Genomic DNA, 15,380 nt, shown 5'->3' on the forward strand with positions numbered 1-15,380 from the left:
GATGTCAGGTTTGAAAGGGCATATCAAACCTGACCACAAATCTAGATATAATATCTAACCTTGTGTATTCGGTACGATTTGAATTTCTACGCGGCGGTTTAAAGCTCGGCCATTTGCTGAGTCATTGCTCGCCACGGGACGTGTTTCACCATAACCTCGTGTGCTGATACGCGCAGACATTATTTGATGATTCACTAAGTAATCTTTTACGCTTTGTGCACGTTGTTGAGATAACGTCATGTTGTAGCTATCTTTACCTGTGCTGTCGGTATGACCTTCAACGCTTAAATAGGTTTTTTCGTATTTGTTCATCACCTTAGCAATTGCGTCTAGGGTGCTGTGAAAACCTGATGAAATATAAGATTGATCAGTTGCAAAAGTAATATTTGATGGCATGACTAAACGAATATTGTCGCCTTCACGAACCACTTCAACACCTGAGCCTGCTAGCTCATCGCGAAATGCTTCTTCTTGCTTATCCATATAATCGCCAACGGCTGCACCTGCTAATGCACCAATAGCCGCACCAATGAAAATACGTTTATCGTCATGGTCACCCGTTGCTTTACCTAGCACTGCACCTGTTGCAGCACCAATCGCGACGCCTTTACCTGTATTCGTTGTCTCACAACCTGTTAAAAGAACGGCTAAAACGCCCACTGTTAAAACTGATTTTGTAAAAGTCATGTGTCTCTCCATGGCAATTATTCAAATTGAATTGTTTACAATTATGAATGAGTTTCTATGAACAAGCGATGAAGAAAAGATTACTTATCAAGTGCTACAGCAGTAACCGGAGGTAAGTTATACCCTTTAACCAGCTCGGTTAAGCGGCCATTGAGAACTAATGTATTGAGGCGGTCTTGAATTTTATCTGCCAGATCTGAGCGTGCAAACTGTTTACTTAAAGCAATATGACCATAAATAACATCTTTATAGCGATAAGGCATTTTTACGATTTCTTGTGAAGGTCGCTGCAAAAATACAGAGGCGTGATCGGCTGTGGTTTCAACAGCAATTACCAGCTCAACACGATTTTTTAATAGCATTTCAAATGCATTATTTTCACTTAAAGCCTCAACTTTAATAAGTGCTTTATCGGTATCGAAACGAGGAAAATGTGCTGCACCTCGCATTACAGCAATACGTTTACCCGCTAAATCTTGATAACTATTTATTTTAAGCTCGCTATCAGCTCTTGCATAAAACACAAAAGAAGACGACAGCATCATGTATGGTGGGGTAAGAAACTGCATTTTTTGCCCGCGCGCTTCTGTGCGAATAAGCCCGCCCATCACATCTAGCTCATTTTGCTCGAGCATTTTTAAACAACGAGAAAATGGGCAAGCGACATATTCAAGCTTGATTGGTAAGGTACGCTGCATTTCACGCATTATATCCACTATTGCGCCACTGACTTTACCATCTTCAGAGACCATGCCATAAGGAGGCGCATGATCAACAGCCACCACAACTTTCTCAAAAGAGGTTGCAAGTGCAAAGTCGCTGCAAAGTAGTAACAATAAACTGGTAATATAGCGTTTCATAGTGATACTCATAACTACGTTCACTCGTTCTCTATATTGTAGACGGCCTTGTGTCATAAAAACCACAAAAATGTCATACAATTTTGTCATAATAGAAACTATCACCATGTAACGGCAACGGTAATGTTATTTATCATCTTTAAACAATTCTTTTTATTAGGCTGTATGAGCTTTGGTGGCCCTGCGGCACACCTTGGTTATTTTAAGCGCCACTTTGTTGATAATTTAAAATGGCTCACTGCTGAGCGCTATGCGCAATTGATAAGCCTAAGCCAAGCATTACCTGGGCCTGGTTCAAGCCAAGTTAGTTTTGCAATGGGGGTTGAAAAAGGGGGCATTTTAGGCGGCCTATGTGCCTTTATTGGTTTTACCCTGCCCTCATTTTTAATTATGTTCTTTTTGGCTCTTAGCGCTCACCAGTTTGGTGATATTTACTTTGCAGTGATTGCTGGGCTTAAACTCTTTGCTGTGGTGATTGTTGCCGATGCGACCTACAGTATGGCAATGAGCTTTTGCAAAAACCATTTTCACAAGCTTATCGCGGTATTGAGCACGATTGCACTCATTGTGTTCTCACAGCTATCAAGCCAGATTCTCGTACTCATTGTTGCAGCAACCTTGGGCTGGTTTTATCCTCAGCTTAAACTACCAGAGAGCCAAAAACATAAACCGGTAAAAGTCGCATGGTTACCGCTTGGTTTATTTACCGCCTTGTTACTAATTAGCTTTTTACCTTTAGGTGAATGGTTTTCTGTGTTTGCCCCATTTTACCAAACTGGTGCTATGGTTTTTGGTGGCGGCCACGTTGTGTTACCCGTTTTACAAGCGGGTGTGCCGAGTCTTGACACTGAGCAGTTTTTATCTGCCTATGCCAGTGCTCAAGCCATACCTGGGCCAATGTTCACAATCGCCACATACTTAGGTGCACAAGTGTCGCCAAATACGCCACTTATAGGTGCAATTGTCGCTACGGCACTTATCTTCTTACCGGGATTTTTGTTGATGTTAGCGTTTATGAAAAGCTGGCTACAACTGGCTGATAAGCCTCGCTTTGCGGGCAGCATTGCAGCGTTAAATGCGGCCGTGGTGGGCTTTTTAGCCGCCGCTCTTTATTCACCTATTTGGCAATCAGCAGTGCAAGATCTGTGGCAAGTAGCTTTAGTCATTGCAGCATTTACGTGGCTAAGAATGGCAAAGCCACCTATTTGGTGGCTATTGTTAGGTTTCCTTGCAATCAGCTTACTGATTGCTCAGTTTTAAACTTTTTCGCGGGGCGGATTCGTTACCTTGATACTCGGTTTTAAGCCTGTTTGAGGCTCACTAGCCGTTAACTGCCCAGTGACACTTTGATAAGGTCGAAGCGCAAAAATTGGCAACACGGCAAGGAGATGATCCATGATCTCTGCTTGCAAATGCTCGTATGAGATCCAGCGTTTATCTTCACTAAAGCAATAAAACTCAATGGGTAAACCATGATTGATTGGTTGTAGCTCACGGACCATTAAGGTTAAATCACGATTAATTTTTTCGTGTTGTTTTAAGTAACCTTCGGCATAGCGGCGGAATAAACCTAGATTAGTAACCGGGTCAGGCAAAGCCGTTACTTTGATATAGTCATGCAATGGAATAGCAGCATTTATTTGCTCACGAAACGCATCATCAACCAAACGAATACTATTCATATCAATGTTTAAAGAACGTTTGATACGACGACCACCCGACTCTTGCATTCCACGCCAGTTCTTAAATGAACCAGCAACTAACATGTAGGTTGGAATAGTTGTAATAGTGTTATCCCAGTTGCGTACTTTTACTGTGTTTAAACCTAGGTCTATCACCTCGCCATCCGCACCATAGCTATCCACTTGGATCCAATCGCCATAGGTCACTAATCGGTTAGCTGCAATTTGAATACTGGCAACAAAACCCAAAATGGTGTCTTTAAATACGAGTAAAGTCACCGCTGCTATCGCACCAAAGCCAGACAAAATATAAGTTGGTGACTTTTCTAGCAAAATACTCACAATGAGGATGGCGCAAACCATAAAAGTGATAAGTTTTACAACTTGGATCAAACCCTGAATCGGAATATCGCGGGCAAAATCAAGTTGGTTATAGATGCCACCAGCAATGCTCACGACACTACTTAAAATAAAGCCACCATAAATGATCAGCGCAACTTGGCCTACGGTTTTAAGTACTAACGCAGCAACATCATGAACTGGATAAACATAATCAAAAGTTGCCAAATACAGTACGCAGCACAATATCCCCGCGAAACGGCGGTTTAGTTTATTGAGCATGGGTGTTAGCGCACCGATGCGCTCAGGAGATAAACGTGTAACAACCTTTTGAATGCCCGGCAGTAATAAGCGGCGGGTAAACATATAGATTATTAGTAATGAGCCAACACCAATCGCTGTAGCCGTTAATGCGCTTATAAGCGTCGCGTCGGGCATTGATTCAAACCAAGGCATCACCAACTCTTGCAGGTGAGTTTGCTTCATGGCGCTTCAACCTCTTTATTGATGGTAGCAAGGTATTCAGCTTGCTGGGTTTGATGATAAGTTAGTAGCTGAGCATCTTTTTGCAACCATAACTCATTAATATATTGCTGAAAAGCCGTTCTAAATGCACGGTCATGCTGATAATCACCAATCATCTCTGCGCTAATTGCTTGTACGTGCATTTCAACTTTGATCACGTTGAGACGACCACGCATCAGATTGCGACAAATATGATCGCCTTCGCCTTGGTAAATAATCGAGGTATTTAATAATGCATCAAACTGCTCACCTAACACCTCAAGAGCAAATGCAATACCGCCCGCTTTAGGCTTTAAAAGGTAAGTGAACGGGCTATTTTGCTTTTTGTGTTTTTGGCACGTAAAGCGTGTGCCTTCAACAAAGTTGATAATGGTAGTTGGATGATTACGAAAGTCGCGGCAACTGCGTTTGGTACGCTCTACATCGAGTCCTTTCAGCTTAGGATTTTTTGCCAGTTGCGCTTTGCTAACACGCTTCATGAAAGGCATACCCATGGCCCACGCGCCAGTGCCAATGAATGGCACATATTTTAATTCATCTTTTAGGAAGAACTTTGGCGCAGGTAAAACATCAATCGCACTTAAAACAACAATATCTAGCCAGCTCATATGATTAGAGATAAGTAAGTACCAACCATCTGTACTGACTTTGCCTTTAATATCAATATCGATTGTTGGGCAACCTAACCACAAAGCTAAACGGTTACCTTTACACCAACCGCGATAAGCCGCATGAAGAATGTCGCTAACCACTTTAAACGGCAGTAATAATTTAAGCACACCAAAGAGCAGCACAAGCGTGCCCCAAATAATTACATTAGCAAACAAGACAATGCTCACTAGAACGCCTGTTAACCAATTTGGTAAAAATTTCTTTAACATATGTGTGCTCTCGACTGCGTTAGCAATACTACTGCGTTTTTGCTTCTAACTCGGCTAGTTGCTGATTTTTTTCATTCCAAATACGGTTTAACTCAGCTTGAAAATTAACTCTAAACTCTGCATCACCAGTGTAATCACCGATTAAATTAGGGCTTACTTCCATCACCTCGACTCGCACTTCGACCTGTTTTACACGACCACTGGCGAAATCCACAAAGCTAGGAATACCATCAGGGTAATGAATAGTGACATTAACCACTTTTGAAATTTGCTCACCCATTGCTTGCATAACAAACGCAACCCCACCTGCTTTTGGCTTTAATAAGTGTTCAAAAGGGCTGTTTTGGCGTGAGTGTTTTTGCTCTGTAAAACGCGTACCTTCAACAAAGTTAACGATGCTCACTGGCATTTCTTTAAACTTTTCACAGGCTTTGCGTGTGGTTTCTAAGTCTTTACCACGCAATTTAGGGTTTTTCTTTAACTGGGCTTTACTCGTGCGAGTCATAAATGGGAAATCCAACGCCCACCAAGCAAGGCCTAAAAAAGGAACGTAGATTAGCTCTTTCTTCAAAAAAAGTTTAAAAACGGAATACGACGATTAAATACGCGTTGCATTACAACAATATCTACCCAGCTTTGATGATTTGCGATCACCAAGTACCAGTCTTTCGCTTTTAGTTGCTCAAGACCTGTTACGTTCAGCTTATATGAAGCAAATATGTTTTGGTTGATGCTATTGCAACTCACCCACATAGTGGCGCATTGCTTAGCAATCCAACTCATTAATTTTTGCAGAGGCTTAATTGGGATCAGTTTAATCACGCCACAAATAAAGATGGGCACAAACCAAAAAAGTGTATTGAGGGTGTAAAATATAAAACTGAACACACAACGGATCATGGACATTACTACTTATTCCTTTAATGCTTAATCTTCAAAATACGTGTAGCCAGCAAGGCCTGCATTTAGTTCTGACAAATATTGTGCCTTAGATTGCTCATCAATTGCCAGTGAGTTAACCCGTTTTGCAAAGTTTTCAGCAAGAATGTCGCTATCATAATCAACAAACTTTAATACGTCCTTAACGCTGTCACCTTTAATGGCGTTAGTCAGCTGGTAACCGGCTTCAGTGAGTTCAACATGTACTGAATCTGTGTCACCGAACAGGTTATGTAAATCACCTAAAATTTCTTGATACGCACCCACTAAGAACATCGCAATGTGGTATTGCTGACCTTGTTTGTACTCAGGAATAGGTAAACTGCTCTCTATACCTGTACCTTCAACATAGTTACGAATTTGCCCATCAGAGTCGCAAGTAATGTCTTGAATAATGGCACAGTCGCGTTAATGGCTGATGAAGGTTTTCTACTGGCATTACTGGGAATAACTGCTGAATACCCCAGACATCAGGCAGTGATTGGAACAAAGAGAAGTTAACAAACAGCTTGTCGGCCAGTTTTTCATTTAAATCGTCTAGCACTTCACGGTGGGCACGAGCATTTTCACTAAGAGATGCACGAACACGGTGTAAAATGGTGAAATACAGCTGCTCGAGCTTCGCCCATTCAAGCATAGTGAGTAGACCATGCACATATTGGTCATGGGCTTCACTGAATAAATGCATAGCATCATGATAAATTTCCAGCGCCATACGCGGTGTTAAACGCTGCAAACACTGCCACATTTCATCTAGCACCAATACGCTGTCAGCCTCAGGCGCCGTTGGATTTGCATGATTAGGCGCACGTTCAACATCAATCACATCTGTAATTAATACTGCGTGGTGCGCTGTTAACGCACGACCTGACTCAGTAATAATCGCAGGGTGTTTAAGGTCATGTTGTTGGCACACTTCAGCAAACGCATTCACTACATTACGGGCATACTCTTCAACACTGTAGTTCATTGAACACGAACTGCGCGAACCAGACCCTTCGTAATCAACACCTAAACCGCCACCTACATCCACTGTATTAAGTGGCACACCTAACTGCGTTAGCTCAGCAAAGTGACGAGCACACTCACGCAGTGCACGGTGAATATCACGGATATTGGCTATTTGAGAGCCAATATGGAAATGCACTAATTGCATTAAATGGAGCTTATTACGTGACTTAAGTAGCTCAACAGCAGAAAGCACTTGTCCTGCAGTTAAACCAAACTTGCCTTTTTCGCCACCGGTATTCTGCCATTTGCCCTTACCAACCGAGTTTAAGCGAATACGAATACCAATTGACGGCTCAATGCCTAAGTCATCAATTTCAGCTAACAAAGTAGTTAGTTCAGAGAGTTTTTCTACAACAATGTGAACCTTATGGCCCATGCCTTGACCGATACAGGCCAAGCGTAAAAATTCACTGTCTTTGTAGCCATTACAAACAATGGTAATTGGCTCTTTAGCAACACCTAAAATCGCCATAAGCTCAGGTTTTGAGCCGGCTTCAAGGCCCACTAAACCACTTGGGTGAGCAAGTAATTTACTTACTACAGAACGTTGCTGGTTAACTTTGATTGGGTATACACAGGTATAACTACCTTGATATTCACGGGCATTGCGCGCTTTGGTAAATGCGCTGGTTAGCGTCTCGACACGATTTTGTAAGATATCAGTAAAACGCACCAAAACAGGTAAGGTAAGACCTTGCTTTTTAAATTGCTCAGTAAGTTCAGATAAAGACACCGCAGCTTTAGTTTGATCGCCATCTGGATAAGCTACCAGCTCACCTTGTGCGTTAATGTCAAAATAACCGTCGCTCCAATGAGCAACATTGTATGTTTCGCGTGCTTTGTCTAAACCCCAAGTCATGGCAATGTCTTCTGTAATTTCGTTAAATATAAACGCACATTTTAATACGCTAGGGCTGACCACGCTAACAAAAATTGCGCTATATGCCAAAGTGATAAAAAATATTCGCTATACTGATTAAAATTTGATTGAGCAATTGGCCAAGCACTGGCAGAATTGCACCCCTTTTTTACCATTAACCAAAAGTGTATAAGCAAGATGGCTAATTTAGATCAAAACAACTGGTTCACTGAAATTAGTGACCGTGATGGTAGCGCCTTTTCACTACGCATTACTAAAAAGCTTGATGAACAGCAATCGCCATTTCAAAAAGTAGAAATGTACGAGACAACTGACTTCGGTAATCTAATGATTATTGACGGTTGTACTATGGTAAGTAGCCGTGAAAACTTTTTTTATCACGAGATGATCAGCCACCCGGCATTGCTTGCACACCCAAATCCGAAAAACGTTGTGATTATTGGTGGTGGTGACTGTGGTACTTTACGCGAAGTATTAAAACATCCAGGTGTTGAAAGCGTAACGCAAATCGATATCGACGAAGTTGTGACGCAAATGTCACTTAAATACTTCCCTGAGCTATGTGAATCAAACCAAGATCCTCGCGCTACAGTGATGTTTGACGACGGTATTAAATACATGCGTGAAGCGGCTCCTGAATCAATCGATGTGGTCATTGTCGATGGTACAGATCCAGTTGGTCCGGGCGAAGGTTTATTCAACCACGCTTTCTATACTAGCTGTTTAACTGCACTTCGCCCTGGTGGCATCTTAATTCAGCAAAGTGAATCTCCACTTATGCATATGCCACTATTAGTAGAAATGCGTGATGCAATGACAGAAGTGGGTTTTGTTGACCTACAAACGTTGCCTTTCCCGCAACCAATTTACCCAAGTGGCTTATGGTCAGTCACGCTTGCTCGTAAATCTGAAGCATTTGCTGGTTTTCGTGAAGATGATGCAAATACACTCGCGCAAAGCACAGAATACTACAATGCTGGTATTCACCACGGCGCATTAGCAACACCAAATTATATGAAACGTGCTTTTGAGAAAAAGTAAGCGTTTTAGCTAGATACAAAAAAGGGCTCATTGAGCCCTTTTTTATTGGCTTTAATTACACTTTAAATCGATTCACTAAATGATTTAGCTCATTCGTGAGTTGGTTCATACGATTAGCCACTTCTTGTGTTGAACTTGCTAAGCCGCCCCCTTGTTGGGTTTGATCGTTTAAGTCTGATAAGTTTTGGCTAATTTCATCTGCTACAGCGGTTTGCTCTTCTGTTGCCTGTGCGGTCTGCATCGCCATATCATTTACTTTAATTGATGACTCTTGCATTGAATTAAGCACATCATTGGTTTGTGTGAATGACTCAACCGCTTCATCGGCATAACGCTTACCACTATTAATAGCTTGCAGTGACTGCTCTACGCTGCTTGCAAACTGCTCAACCATAGTTTGAATATCATTGGTGCTCTCTTGCGTACGAGTCGCAAGTGTTCGTACTTCGTCCGCAACGACCGCAAAACCACGCCCTTGCTCTCCGGCACGAGCCGCTTCAATTGCCGCATTGAGTGCAAGTAAGTTAGTTTGCTCGGCAATAGCACGAATAACTTCAAGCACTTTGGCAATATTGTCTGAGCTCTGTTGCAATTCAGTTGAACGCTGACTGGCATGCTCCATGTTGTCTGACAAAGCAATAATTTTACGGCTTGAGTTATCAACCGCAGCTAAACCTTGTTTAGCAAGCTGCTGTGAATTATCAGCTTCATGAGATGAGTTTTGCGCCACATTGGCTACTTCGCGACTTGCTACACTCATTTCATGTACAGCACTCACTATCGACTCAGACGCTTGGCTGAGCTTTTGATTAACTTGATGGTTTTGATTTGCAAAGTTATCTAAATCATTACCTAGATTATGCAGCTCTTTCGCTTGCTCTAAGATATCTTTGATTAACTGCTGCAAATTATCTAAGAAGCGATTAAATGCGGTTGCTAACTCAGCAAATTCATCTTGCGTTTTAACATTGATACGACCTGTTAAATCGCCATCTCCAGAGGCAATTTCGTTAATTCGCTCTGTAACAAAGTTAATTTGTTTTGTAAGCTGACGCGGCACAAAATAACTAAACCAACCAGCCACTGCCAGAACCACAGCAATCATCACCATTAGCATCACTTTAAAGCCCATCACTTTATCCATTAGCTTTTCAGTTTCTGCATGAGAGGTCTTTTCGGCGACTTCACCGGCTTTGTCTAAAATATCACGAAGCGCCGAAAAGCTTTGCTCAGACGCTTGTTGTTGCGCAGCATTTGCGGGGTTATTGATGTAAGCTGTTGACGCTGTATACCAAGTATCAAACGCGCCATCAAAGTTACGAAACTGACCCGCAATCTCAGAGTATGGCGACATATAAGATAAGTATTGCTTAAAACGGTCTTTCACTTGATCGGCATTGTCTTGGTGATCAGTAAGCTGGCCTTTATCGCCTTTCATTTGGGTAACCAGTTGTAGCTCTGCGACTTTAGCTTGGTATAGGTCTCGGTCAGCATTAACAACCACAGAGACCGCATTTAAGAAACGCTCTGATTGTGCATCAATCGCTTCTTTTTGAAGGTTAATTAGATAGGTATAGCCTGCAATTAAAATGACGATAGCAATGCCGAGCAGTACAATAGGCAAAGAACTTTTGACGCGAATGCTTTGTAACTTCATACATTATCCTAATTCAAATTCTAATCAGCACGTTCATTAGAATGTTAGTAGAAAAACTAAAAAAGTGTATGAAATTAAAAGTGCCAACTCGCTGAAAGTTGCAATTGCTGCTGCGAGTTATGCTCATTGAATCCCATACCGGGTCTATTTTGAGCGTCACTGCTCAGCACTGAATATTCAGCACCTACTTGCCACTTGGTTGACAGTTGATAACGCCAACTAGCGGTTAAAGCTTCTCCACGACTTTGGTTAGGATCAAATTGCCAATCATCATGATCGCTAACTTTAAAATAATCATACCTAATTGTGAGACGATGCTGGTCTAACTTGTGGCTTAAAAGGACAAAATGACTATAAAAATCATTGTCTACCCCACGATTTTTGCCCATTGCAGTTTTGCCATCGAGTATCTGCACTATGACACGCGTTTGGCTGTTAAATTTATACAACCACGCCGCACTTAAAAAACGTGTATCCCATGCATATTGACCAGTACGAGTATTCAACGCACCTGGATCGCCATTGTTATCATAATAATAAACACGTAACTGCGATTTCTTTTGATAATCCCAGTGTGCACCAAAATAATAGCCAAAGCGCCCATCTACTTCTTCGAAAGGCTCCACATGCTCAGCTTGCTTATCTAACTGCGTCCATTCAAAAGAATGTGGAACAGCAAAATCGATTTGTTCGTTAAAGGTGGTTTGCCGGTCATGCATAGCAAATCCTCGCCATGACAGGAGTGTTCCGGCAGGGTCGTTACCTTTAAATACCGAAGCAAAGCCCTCAAAGGTATGGTTACTTCTAAACTGTCGACCTGGGCGCTTAATACTTGCCTCTAAACCAAAAGCGCGCACCTCTTCGCCAATCCAGGTATTAATTGCAGAATTGGTGTAGTTATAAGGTGACATCCAGCCATTTTGCGGGTTTTCAAGTGACATTTTCGGATAAAAGCCACCGGCTTTCACTGCCCATTTGTAACGACTTGCCGTGAGCGGTTGATATTGTAAATAGGCCTGACTAAAGCCAACGGTTAGTTCAGGATCAGGATGAGCATTAAGCACAGTGTGTGCAGACCAATCACTCGTTAACTCAAAACGACTACTCAGCATAGCTTGGGATATCACAACACCATCATGCTCTTGGTCATAACGGTATAAGCCAATTCCTTTGCGCTGATAGCTCGTCAGTTGGTCACCACGCACCGCCGAAACCGTCACCAGCCCATCATGTTCAGCAAATGCCACTGCAGGCAACCCAAAAACACTCGCCAATGCTAAGGCTTGCCATTTATTCATAATCATCAAACTCGTCGCTGCTTAGTTCTAGTTTTGGTAATAAGGCTTGTTTTAACTGATAACTCAACGGCTTCGCATTGTTCGTCATCTCAATAGTTTCCGGTGCGCTGATATCGTTAAAGCGATCATGCCAAACGGCCAAAGTAAACGCCCCATCGGGTAAGTTTAGATCAACCATACCTTGCTTATCCGTTTGCCCATAAATCCCACCATCGACGACCACAATGTAACCCAGCATCCAGTCATGAATGTTACAACCAAGTTCAACAACCCCCGTTTGTGCAAAGTTAATCGGTTGTTCTGGTTTATCGTGGTAAAGCTTTAACTCAAATTGTTTTGTTTTAGAAAATGAATAAACGTGGTGCATGATTGAATCAAGATTAGGAAACTCAACATTAGCCCCTTGCGGTACTGCCAATACATGAGGCACAAAGGCACGCTTTTTTTGGCTCATTGTGTAATGGCTATCAGGAGCAGCAAGTTGTTTTGAACCTTTAAGCCAAACCACGGCATTTTTGACAGGCTGATTCTGCTTATCCACTATTTGTATTTGCTGTGCCAATAAACTTTGGCTAAACAATAGTAGCAACAGGGTTATTCTTATCATTTTGCTAAACCTTTTTCAGTGCTGGGCTTGATATCGCGACGTTCACTTTGTTGAATACGTATGCAGATCCCTCGTATTAACCGGCAAGTCACTTTATGCTTTAAGGATATATGTGAATACGTGACAACAATCCATAACCATAAGCCGCCAAGGAACAACAATGCGATTAACTGCCTTAATGTTAGCAGCCTTTTCAGGTACTTGCCTAGCACAAACCACAACCGTCAGTTCACCTGATGGGCAGATCAAAGTAACTATCTCAGATGAGCAACACACACCTAGCTACGAAATCAGCTTTGCAGGTAAACAGGTCATCGCTAACTCAGCGTTAGGCCTTGTTTTTAAACAACAACCAGCAATGAGCGAAGGTTACAAAATTAGCGGCCAAACCACTGATTCTGTAAAAAGTAGCTGGGAGCAACCTTGGGGTGAACGCCAAACTGTGGTTGATAACCATAACGAAGTTGCTGTTACTTTTAAAAAGCCACAACCACAAGGTGGCACGTTCACAGTACGCTTTCGCGCTTTTAATGATGGTGTAGGCTTTCGATACGAATTACCAAAACAAGCTGGCTATGATGATGTAGAAATCACCAAAGAGCTTACAGAGTTTGCTATTACAGACTCATCAGATGCAACGGCTTGGTGGATCCCCGCTCGTGGTTGGAACCGTTATGAATATGTTTATAACACCACCCCACTTCATAAAGCGGCACTTGTGCACACACCATTTACTATAAAAAACAAAGAGGGTGTGCATATCAGTATTCACGAAGCTGCCCTGGTTGATTATGCAGGCATGGTTTTAAATCAACGTCGTGATGGTACTTTCCAAGCTGATTTAACACCTTGGTCAGACGGTGTAGCGGTTAAAAAGCAAGGCGCATTTAATACGCCTTGGCGTACAATTCAAATTGGTGATGAAGCTGTTGATTTAATCAACTCAGATATCATCTTAAATCTAAACGAACCAAATAAACTCGGTGATGTATCTTGGGTTAAACCAGGTAAATACGTAGGTATTTGGTGGGGTATGCACATCAATGAAAATACTTGGGGTAGCGGTAAAATTCATGGTGCAACCACTGCAAACACTAAATATTACATGGACTTCGCTGCTAAATATGGCTTCGATGGTGTGCTAGTCGAAGGCTGGAATATTGGCTGGGATGGCGACTGGTTCTATAACGGTGATGTTTTTAGCTTCACACAACCTTATGACGACTTTGATATTGAAGAGTTGACACGTTACGGCAAAGAAAAAGGCGTGCAACTTATTGGTCACCACGAAACGTCGGGCAACGTAACAAACTACCGCAACCAAATGGAAGGCGCATTTGAGTTATATGAAAAATCAAATGTAAGCCAAGTTAAAACAGGTTATGTCGCCGACGGTGGCAACATCAAGCGCATCGATGAAAATGGCATTGTACGCAAAGAGTGGCACGATGGTCAGTTCATGGTAAACGAGTACCTATACAACGTGAAACTTGCTGCTAAACATAAGATTAGTATCAATACGCATGAGCCAGTAAAAGACACTGGCCTACGTCGTACATACCCGAACTGGATTGCTCGTGAAGGTGCTCGTGGTCAAGAGTTTAACGCATGGGGTACACCGCCGAACCCACCTGAGCACATTCCAATGCTTGCTTTCACGCGTATGCTTGCAGGCCCTATGGACTTCACGCCAGGTATTTTTGATATGAGCTTTAACGGTTTAGGTGCCAATACCAACCGTCCGCAAACAACCCTAGCGAAGCAATTAGCGCTATATGTTGTAATGTACAGCCCAATTCAAATGGCCGCAGATTTACCACGTAACTACTTAGCGAAGCCAGATGCATTCCAGTTTATTCAGGACGTACCAACTGATTGGCAACAAAGTATTGCACTGCAAGGTGAAGTTGGCGATTACGTTGTGTTTGCACGTAAAGAACGCAAGCGTGATCAATACTCAGGTAATGATTGGTATCTAGGCGCAGTTACAGACGAAAAAGCCCGTACTTTAGAAGTGAAGTTAGACTTCTTAGATAAAGGTAAAAAGTTTGAAGCGCAAATCTACCGTGACGGTGACAAAGCAGAATGGGTCAATAACCCTTACGACTTAAAAGTAGAAAAACGCATAGTGACTGCTGATGATAAGCTAACGTTAAAGCTTGCCACCAGCGGAGGCACAGCGATTCGTTTTAAAGCGATTTAAGCTAAAAGCTGTAAGTTTTAAGCTTTAAGTAAAAAAGAGCGCGGCATTTGATGTCACGCTTTTTATTCTTTTGAGAAATCGGAGCGCTATTAATAGCTATGGTCACTTGCAAATTACCTTTCTCAAATGTAAATTTTTTGAATGATTACTCAAGTAAGTAAAGAATGGATCCTTTAGAAAGACTTGCACAGAGAAATACCGCACATAAAACAGCTCGTAAAAAAGAAAAGCGTGAATTACTTTGGCATATACCGATCACTGTAATCAGTATTATGATTTATATGTCTATTTACATCTTTTTAGTGATTGACGACATAAATCCAAATGATTTACCAATAACTGTAAAGCCTGTATGGGTGGTTTCAAATCTACTAACTCTGGGGCTGGGTGCTACGCTCTTTGTAAGCAGTATTGCGTTTTTAGTATTTCTATATTTTTTAACAAAAGATTTAAATGTAAATATTTTAAAGCTCAAAGTGGCAATTATAACTGCTATGCTATTTCTGGTTAGTGTATCTTTTTTTGCACTTGGCAATATCTGTAACAGCTTAATTTATAAAAATAAAATTTTAATTGCCGATTTCATGCATTTTGGCTTTTATGAACCACCAACTCTCATTCAGATGGCTTTAAACTGGCTAACCATCTTAATAGTTATCTTGTTACTTTCTTTAAATTTCATCATTGCTTCAGCACCTTTCAAAGCCAGAAAGCACTTTAAAACTAGTGTTATTGATAACTCATAACTGTAGCAACCTAAATTATAAGTA

Annotated in this window: 11 protein-coding genes and 2 pseudogenes; 4 read left to right on the top strand and 9 right to left on the bottom strand. The window is 41.8% G+C overall.

Annotated elements, in window-relative coordinates:
• Positions 1-54 precede the first annotated feature (54 nt).
• Positions 55-687 carry an OmpA family protein gene (locus P4S60_RS15390; RefSeq protein WP_337116506.1) on the bottom strand — a complete coding sequence of 211 codons (633 nt, stop codon included), beginning with the start codon at positions 685-687 and terminating at the stop codon, positions 55-57.
• Between the two features lie 80 nt (positions 688-767).
• Positions 768-1,637: a substrate-binding periplasmic protein gene (locus tag P4S60_RS15395; RefSeq protein WP_337116507.1), complete on the bottom strand. Its 870-nt coding sequence runs from the start codon at positions 1,635-1,637 to the stop codon at positions 768-770.
• A 33-nt stretch (positions 1,638-1,670) separates the two neighbouring features.
• On the opposite strand from P4S60_RS15395, the gene chrA reads away from it, so the two are divergent.
• Positions 1,671-2,807 (top strand): chromate efflux transporter, encoded by a 1,137-nt coding sequence (gene chrA / locus P4S60_RS15400; RefSeq protein ID WP_337116508.1) that lies wholly within the window; start codon positions 1,671-1,673, stop codon positions 2,805-2,807.
• Here the strand turns inward: chrA and P4S60_RS15405 are convergent.
• From P4S60_RS15405 to speA, 4 genes and pseudogenes are all read right to left on the bottom strand, one after another.
• Positions 2,804-4,054: a mechanosensitive ion channel family protein gene (locus tag P4S60_RS15405; protein ID WP_337116509.1), complete on the bottom strand. Its 1,251-nt coding sequence runs from the start codon at positions 4,052-4,054 to the stop codon at positions 2,804-2,806. The two genes, chrA and P4S60_RS15405, sit on opposite strands and share 4 nt — an antisense overlap.
• Positions 4,051-4,974, bottom strand: coding sequence for an acetyltransferase (locus P4S60_RS15410; protein ID WP_337116510.1), 924 nt, complete (start codon positions 4,972-4,974; stop codon positions 4,051-4,053). Before P4S60_RS15410 ends, P4S60_RS15405 begins: the two co-directional genes overlap by 4 nt.
• Positions 4,975-5,002: 28 nt before the next feature.
• Positions 5,003-5,880: pseudogene (locus P4S60_RS15415) on the bottom strand (acyltransferase).
• 21 nt (positions 5,881-5,901) lie between these two features.
• Positions 5,902-7,783, bottom strand: a pseudogene (gene speA / locus P4S60_RS15420) (biosynthetic arginine decarboxylase).
• A 198-nt stretch (positions 7,784-7,981) separates the two neighbouring features.
• Between speA and speE the strand changes: the two are divergent.
• Positions 7,982-8,845 carry a polyamine aminopropyltransferase gene (gene speE / locus P4S60_RS15425; protein ID WP_054562846.1) on the top strand — a complete coding sequence of 288 codons (864 nt, stop codon included), beginning with the start codon at positions 7,982-7,984 and terminating at the stop codon, positions 8,843-8,845.
• A 55-nt stretch (positions 8,846-8,900) separates the two neighbouring features.
• Here the strand turns inward: speE and P4S60_RS15430 are convergent, their stop codons facing one another.
• The 3 genes from P4S60_RS15430 to P4S60_RS15440 all read right to left on the bottom strand — a co-directional run bounded on the left by P4S60_RS15430 (position 8,901) and on the right by P4S60_RS15440 (position 12,407).
• The gene (locus tag P4S60_RS15430) at positions 8,901-10,502 is read right to left on the bottom strand and encodes a methyl-accepting chemotaxis protein (RefSeq protein ID WP_337116512.1); all 1,602 of its coding nucleotides are present in this window, start codon (positions 10,500-10,502) and stop codon (positions 8,901-8,903) included.
• 74 nt (positions 10,503-10,576) lie between these two features.
• Positions 10,577-11,806 (bottom strand): hypothetical protein, encoded by a 1,230-nt coding sequence (locus tag P4S60_RS15435; RefSeq protein ID WP_337116513.1) that lies wholly within the window; start codon positions 11,804-11,806, stop codon positions 10,577-10,579.
• Positions 11,793-12,407 carry a methylamine utilization protein gene (locus tag P4S60_RS15440; RefSeq protein WP_337116514.1) on the bottom strand — a complete coding sequence of 205 codons (615 nt, stop codon included), beginning with the start codon at positions 12,405-12,407 and terminating at the stop codon, positions 11,793-11,795. Before P4S60_RS15440 ends, P4S60_RS15435 begins: the two co-directional genes overlap by 14 nt.
• Positions 12,408-12,567: 160 nt before the next feature.
• On the opposite strand from P4S60_RS15440, the gene P4S60_RS15445 reads away from it, so the two are divergent.
• Positions 12,568-14,610, top strand: coding sequence for a glycoside hydrolase family 97 protein (locus P4S60_RS15445; protein WP_337116515.1), 2,043 nt, complete (start codon positions 12,568-12,570; stop codon positions 14,608-14,610).
• A gap of 164 nt (positions 14,611-14,774) precedes the next feature.
• Complete coding sequence (locus P4S60_RS15450) at positions 14,775-15,356, top strand: hypothetical protein (RefSeq protein WP_337116516.1); 582 nt, start codon at positions 14,775-14,777, stop codon at positions 15,354-15,356.
• Positions 15,357-15,380 lie beyond the last annotated feature (24 nt).

The sequence above is a fragment of the Pseudoalteromonas sp. Hal040 genome, from assembly GCF_037162425.1.
GTDB lineage: Bacteria > Pseudomonadota > Gammaproteobacteria > Enterobacterales > Alteromonadaceae > Pseudoalteromonas > Pseudoalteromonas gelatinilytica.

What these genes read in the sequence shown, in the direction of transcription:
- speE (WP_054562846.1), top strand. Translation starts at nt 7,982, where the DNA reads ATGGCTAATTTAGATCAAAACAACTGGTTCACTGAAATTAGTGACCGT.
- P4S60_RS15405 (WP_337116509.1), bottom strand. Translation starts at nt 4,054, where the DNA reads ATGAAGCAAACTCACCTGCAAGAGTTGGTGATGCCTTGGTTTGAATCA.
- P4S60_RS15435 (WP_337116513.1), bottom strand. Translation starts at nt 11,806, where the DNA reads ATGATTATGAATAAATGGCAAGCCTTAGCATTGGCGAGTGTTTTTGGG.
- P4S60_RS15430 (WP_337116512.1), bottom strand. Translation starts at nt 10,502, where the DNA reads ATGAAGTTACAAAGCATTCGCGTCAAAAGTTCTTTGCCTATTGTACTG.
- P4S60_RS15440 (WP_337116514.1), bottom strand. Translation starts at nt 12,407, where the DNA reads ATGATAAGAATAACCCTGTTGCTACTATTGTTTAGCCAAAGTTTATTG.
- P4S60_RS15395 (WP_337116507.1), bottom strand. Translation starts at nt 1,637, where the DNA reads ATGACAAAATTGTATGACATTTTTGTGGTTTTTATGACACAAGGCCGT.
- P4S60_RS15390 (WP_337116506.1), bottom strand. Translation starts at nt 687, where the DNA reads ATGACTTTTACAAAATCAGTTTTAACAGTGGGCGTTTTAGCCGTTCTT.
- chrA (WP_337116508.1), top strand. Translation starts at nt 1,671, where the DNA reads ATGTTATTTATCATCTTTAAACAATTCTTTTTATTAGGCTGTATGAGC.
- P4S60_RS15450 (WP_337116516.1), top strand. Translation starts at nt 14,775, where the DNA reads ATGGATCCTTTAGAAAGACTTGCACAGAGAAATACCGCACATAAAACA.
- P4S60_RS15410 (WP_337116510.1), bottom strand. Translation starts at nt 4,974, where the DNA reads ATGTTAAAGAAATTTTTACCAAATTGGTTAACAGGCGTTCTAGTGAGC.
- P4S60_RS15445 (WP_337116515.1), top strand. Translation starts at nt 12,568, where the DNA reads ATGCGATTAACTGCCTTAATGTTAGCAGCCTTTTCAGGTACTTGCCTA.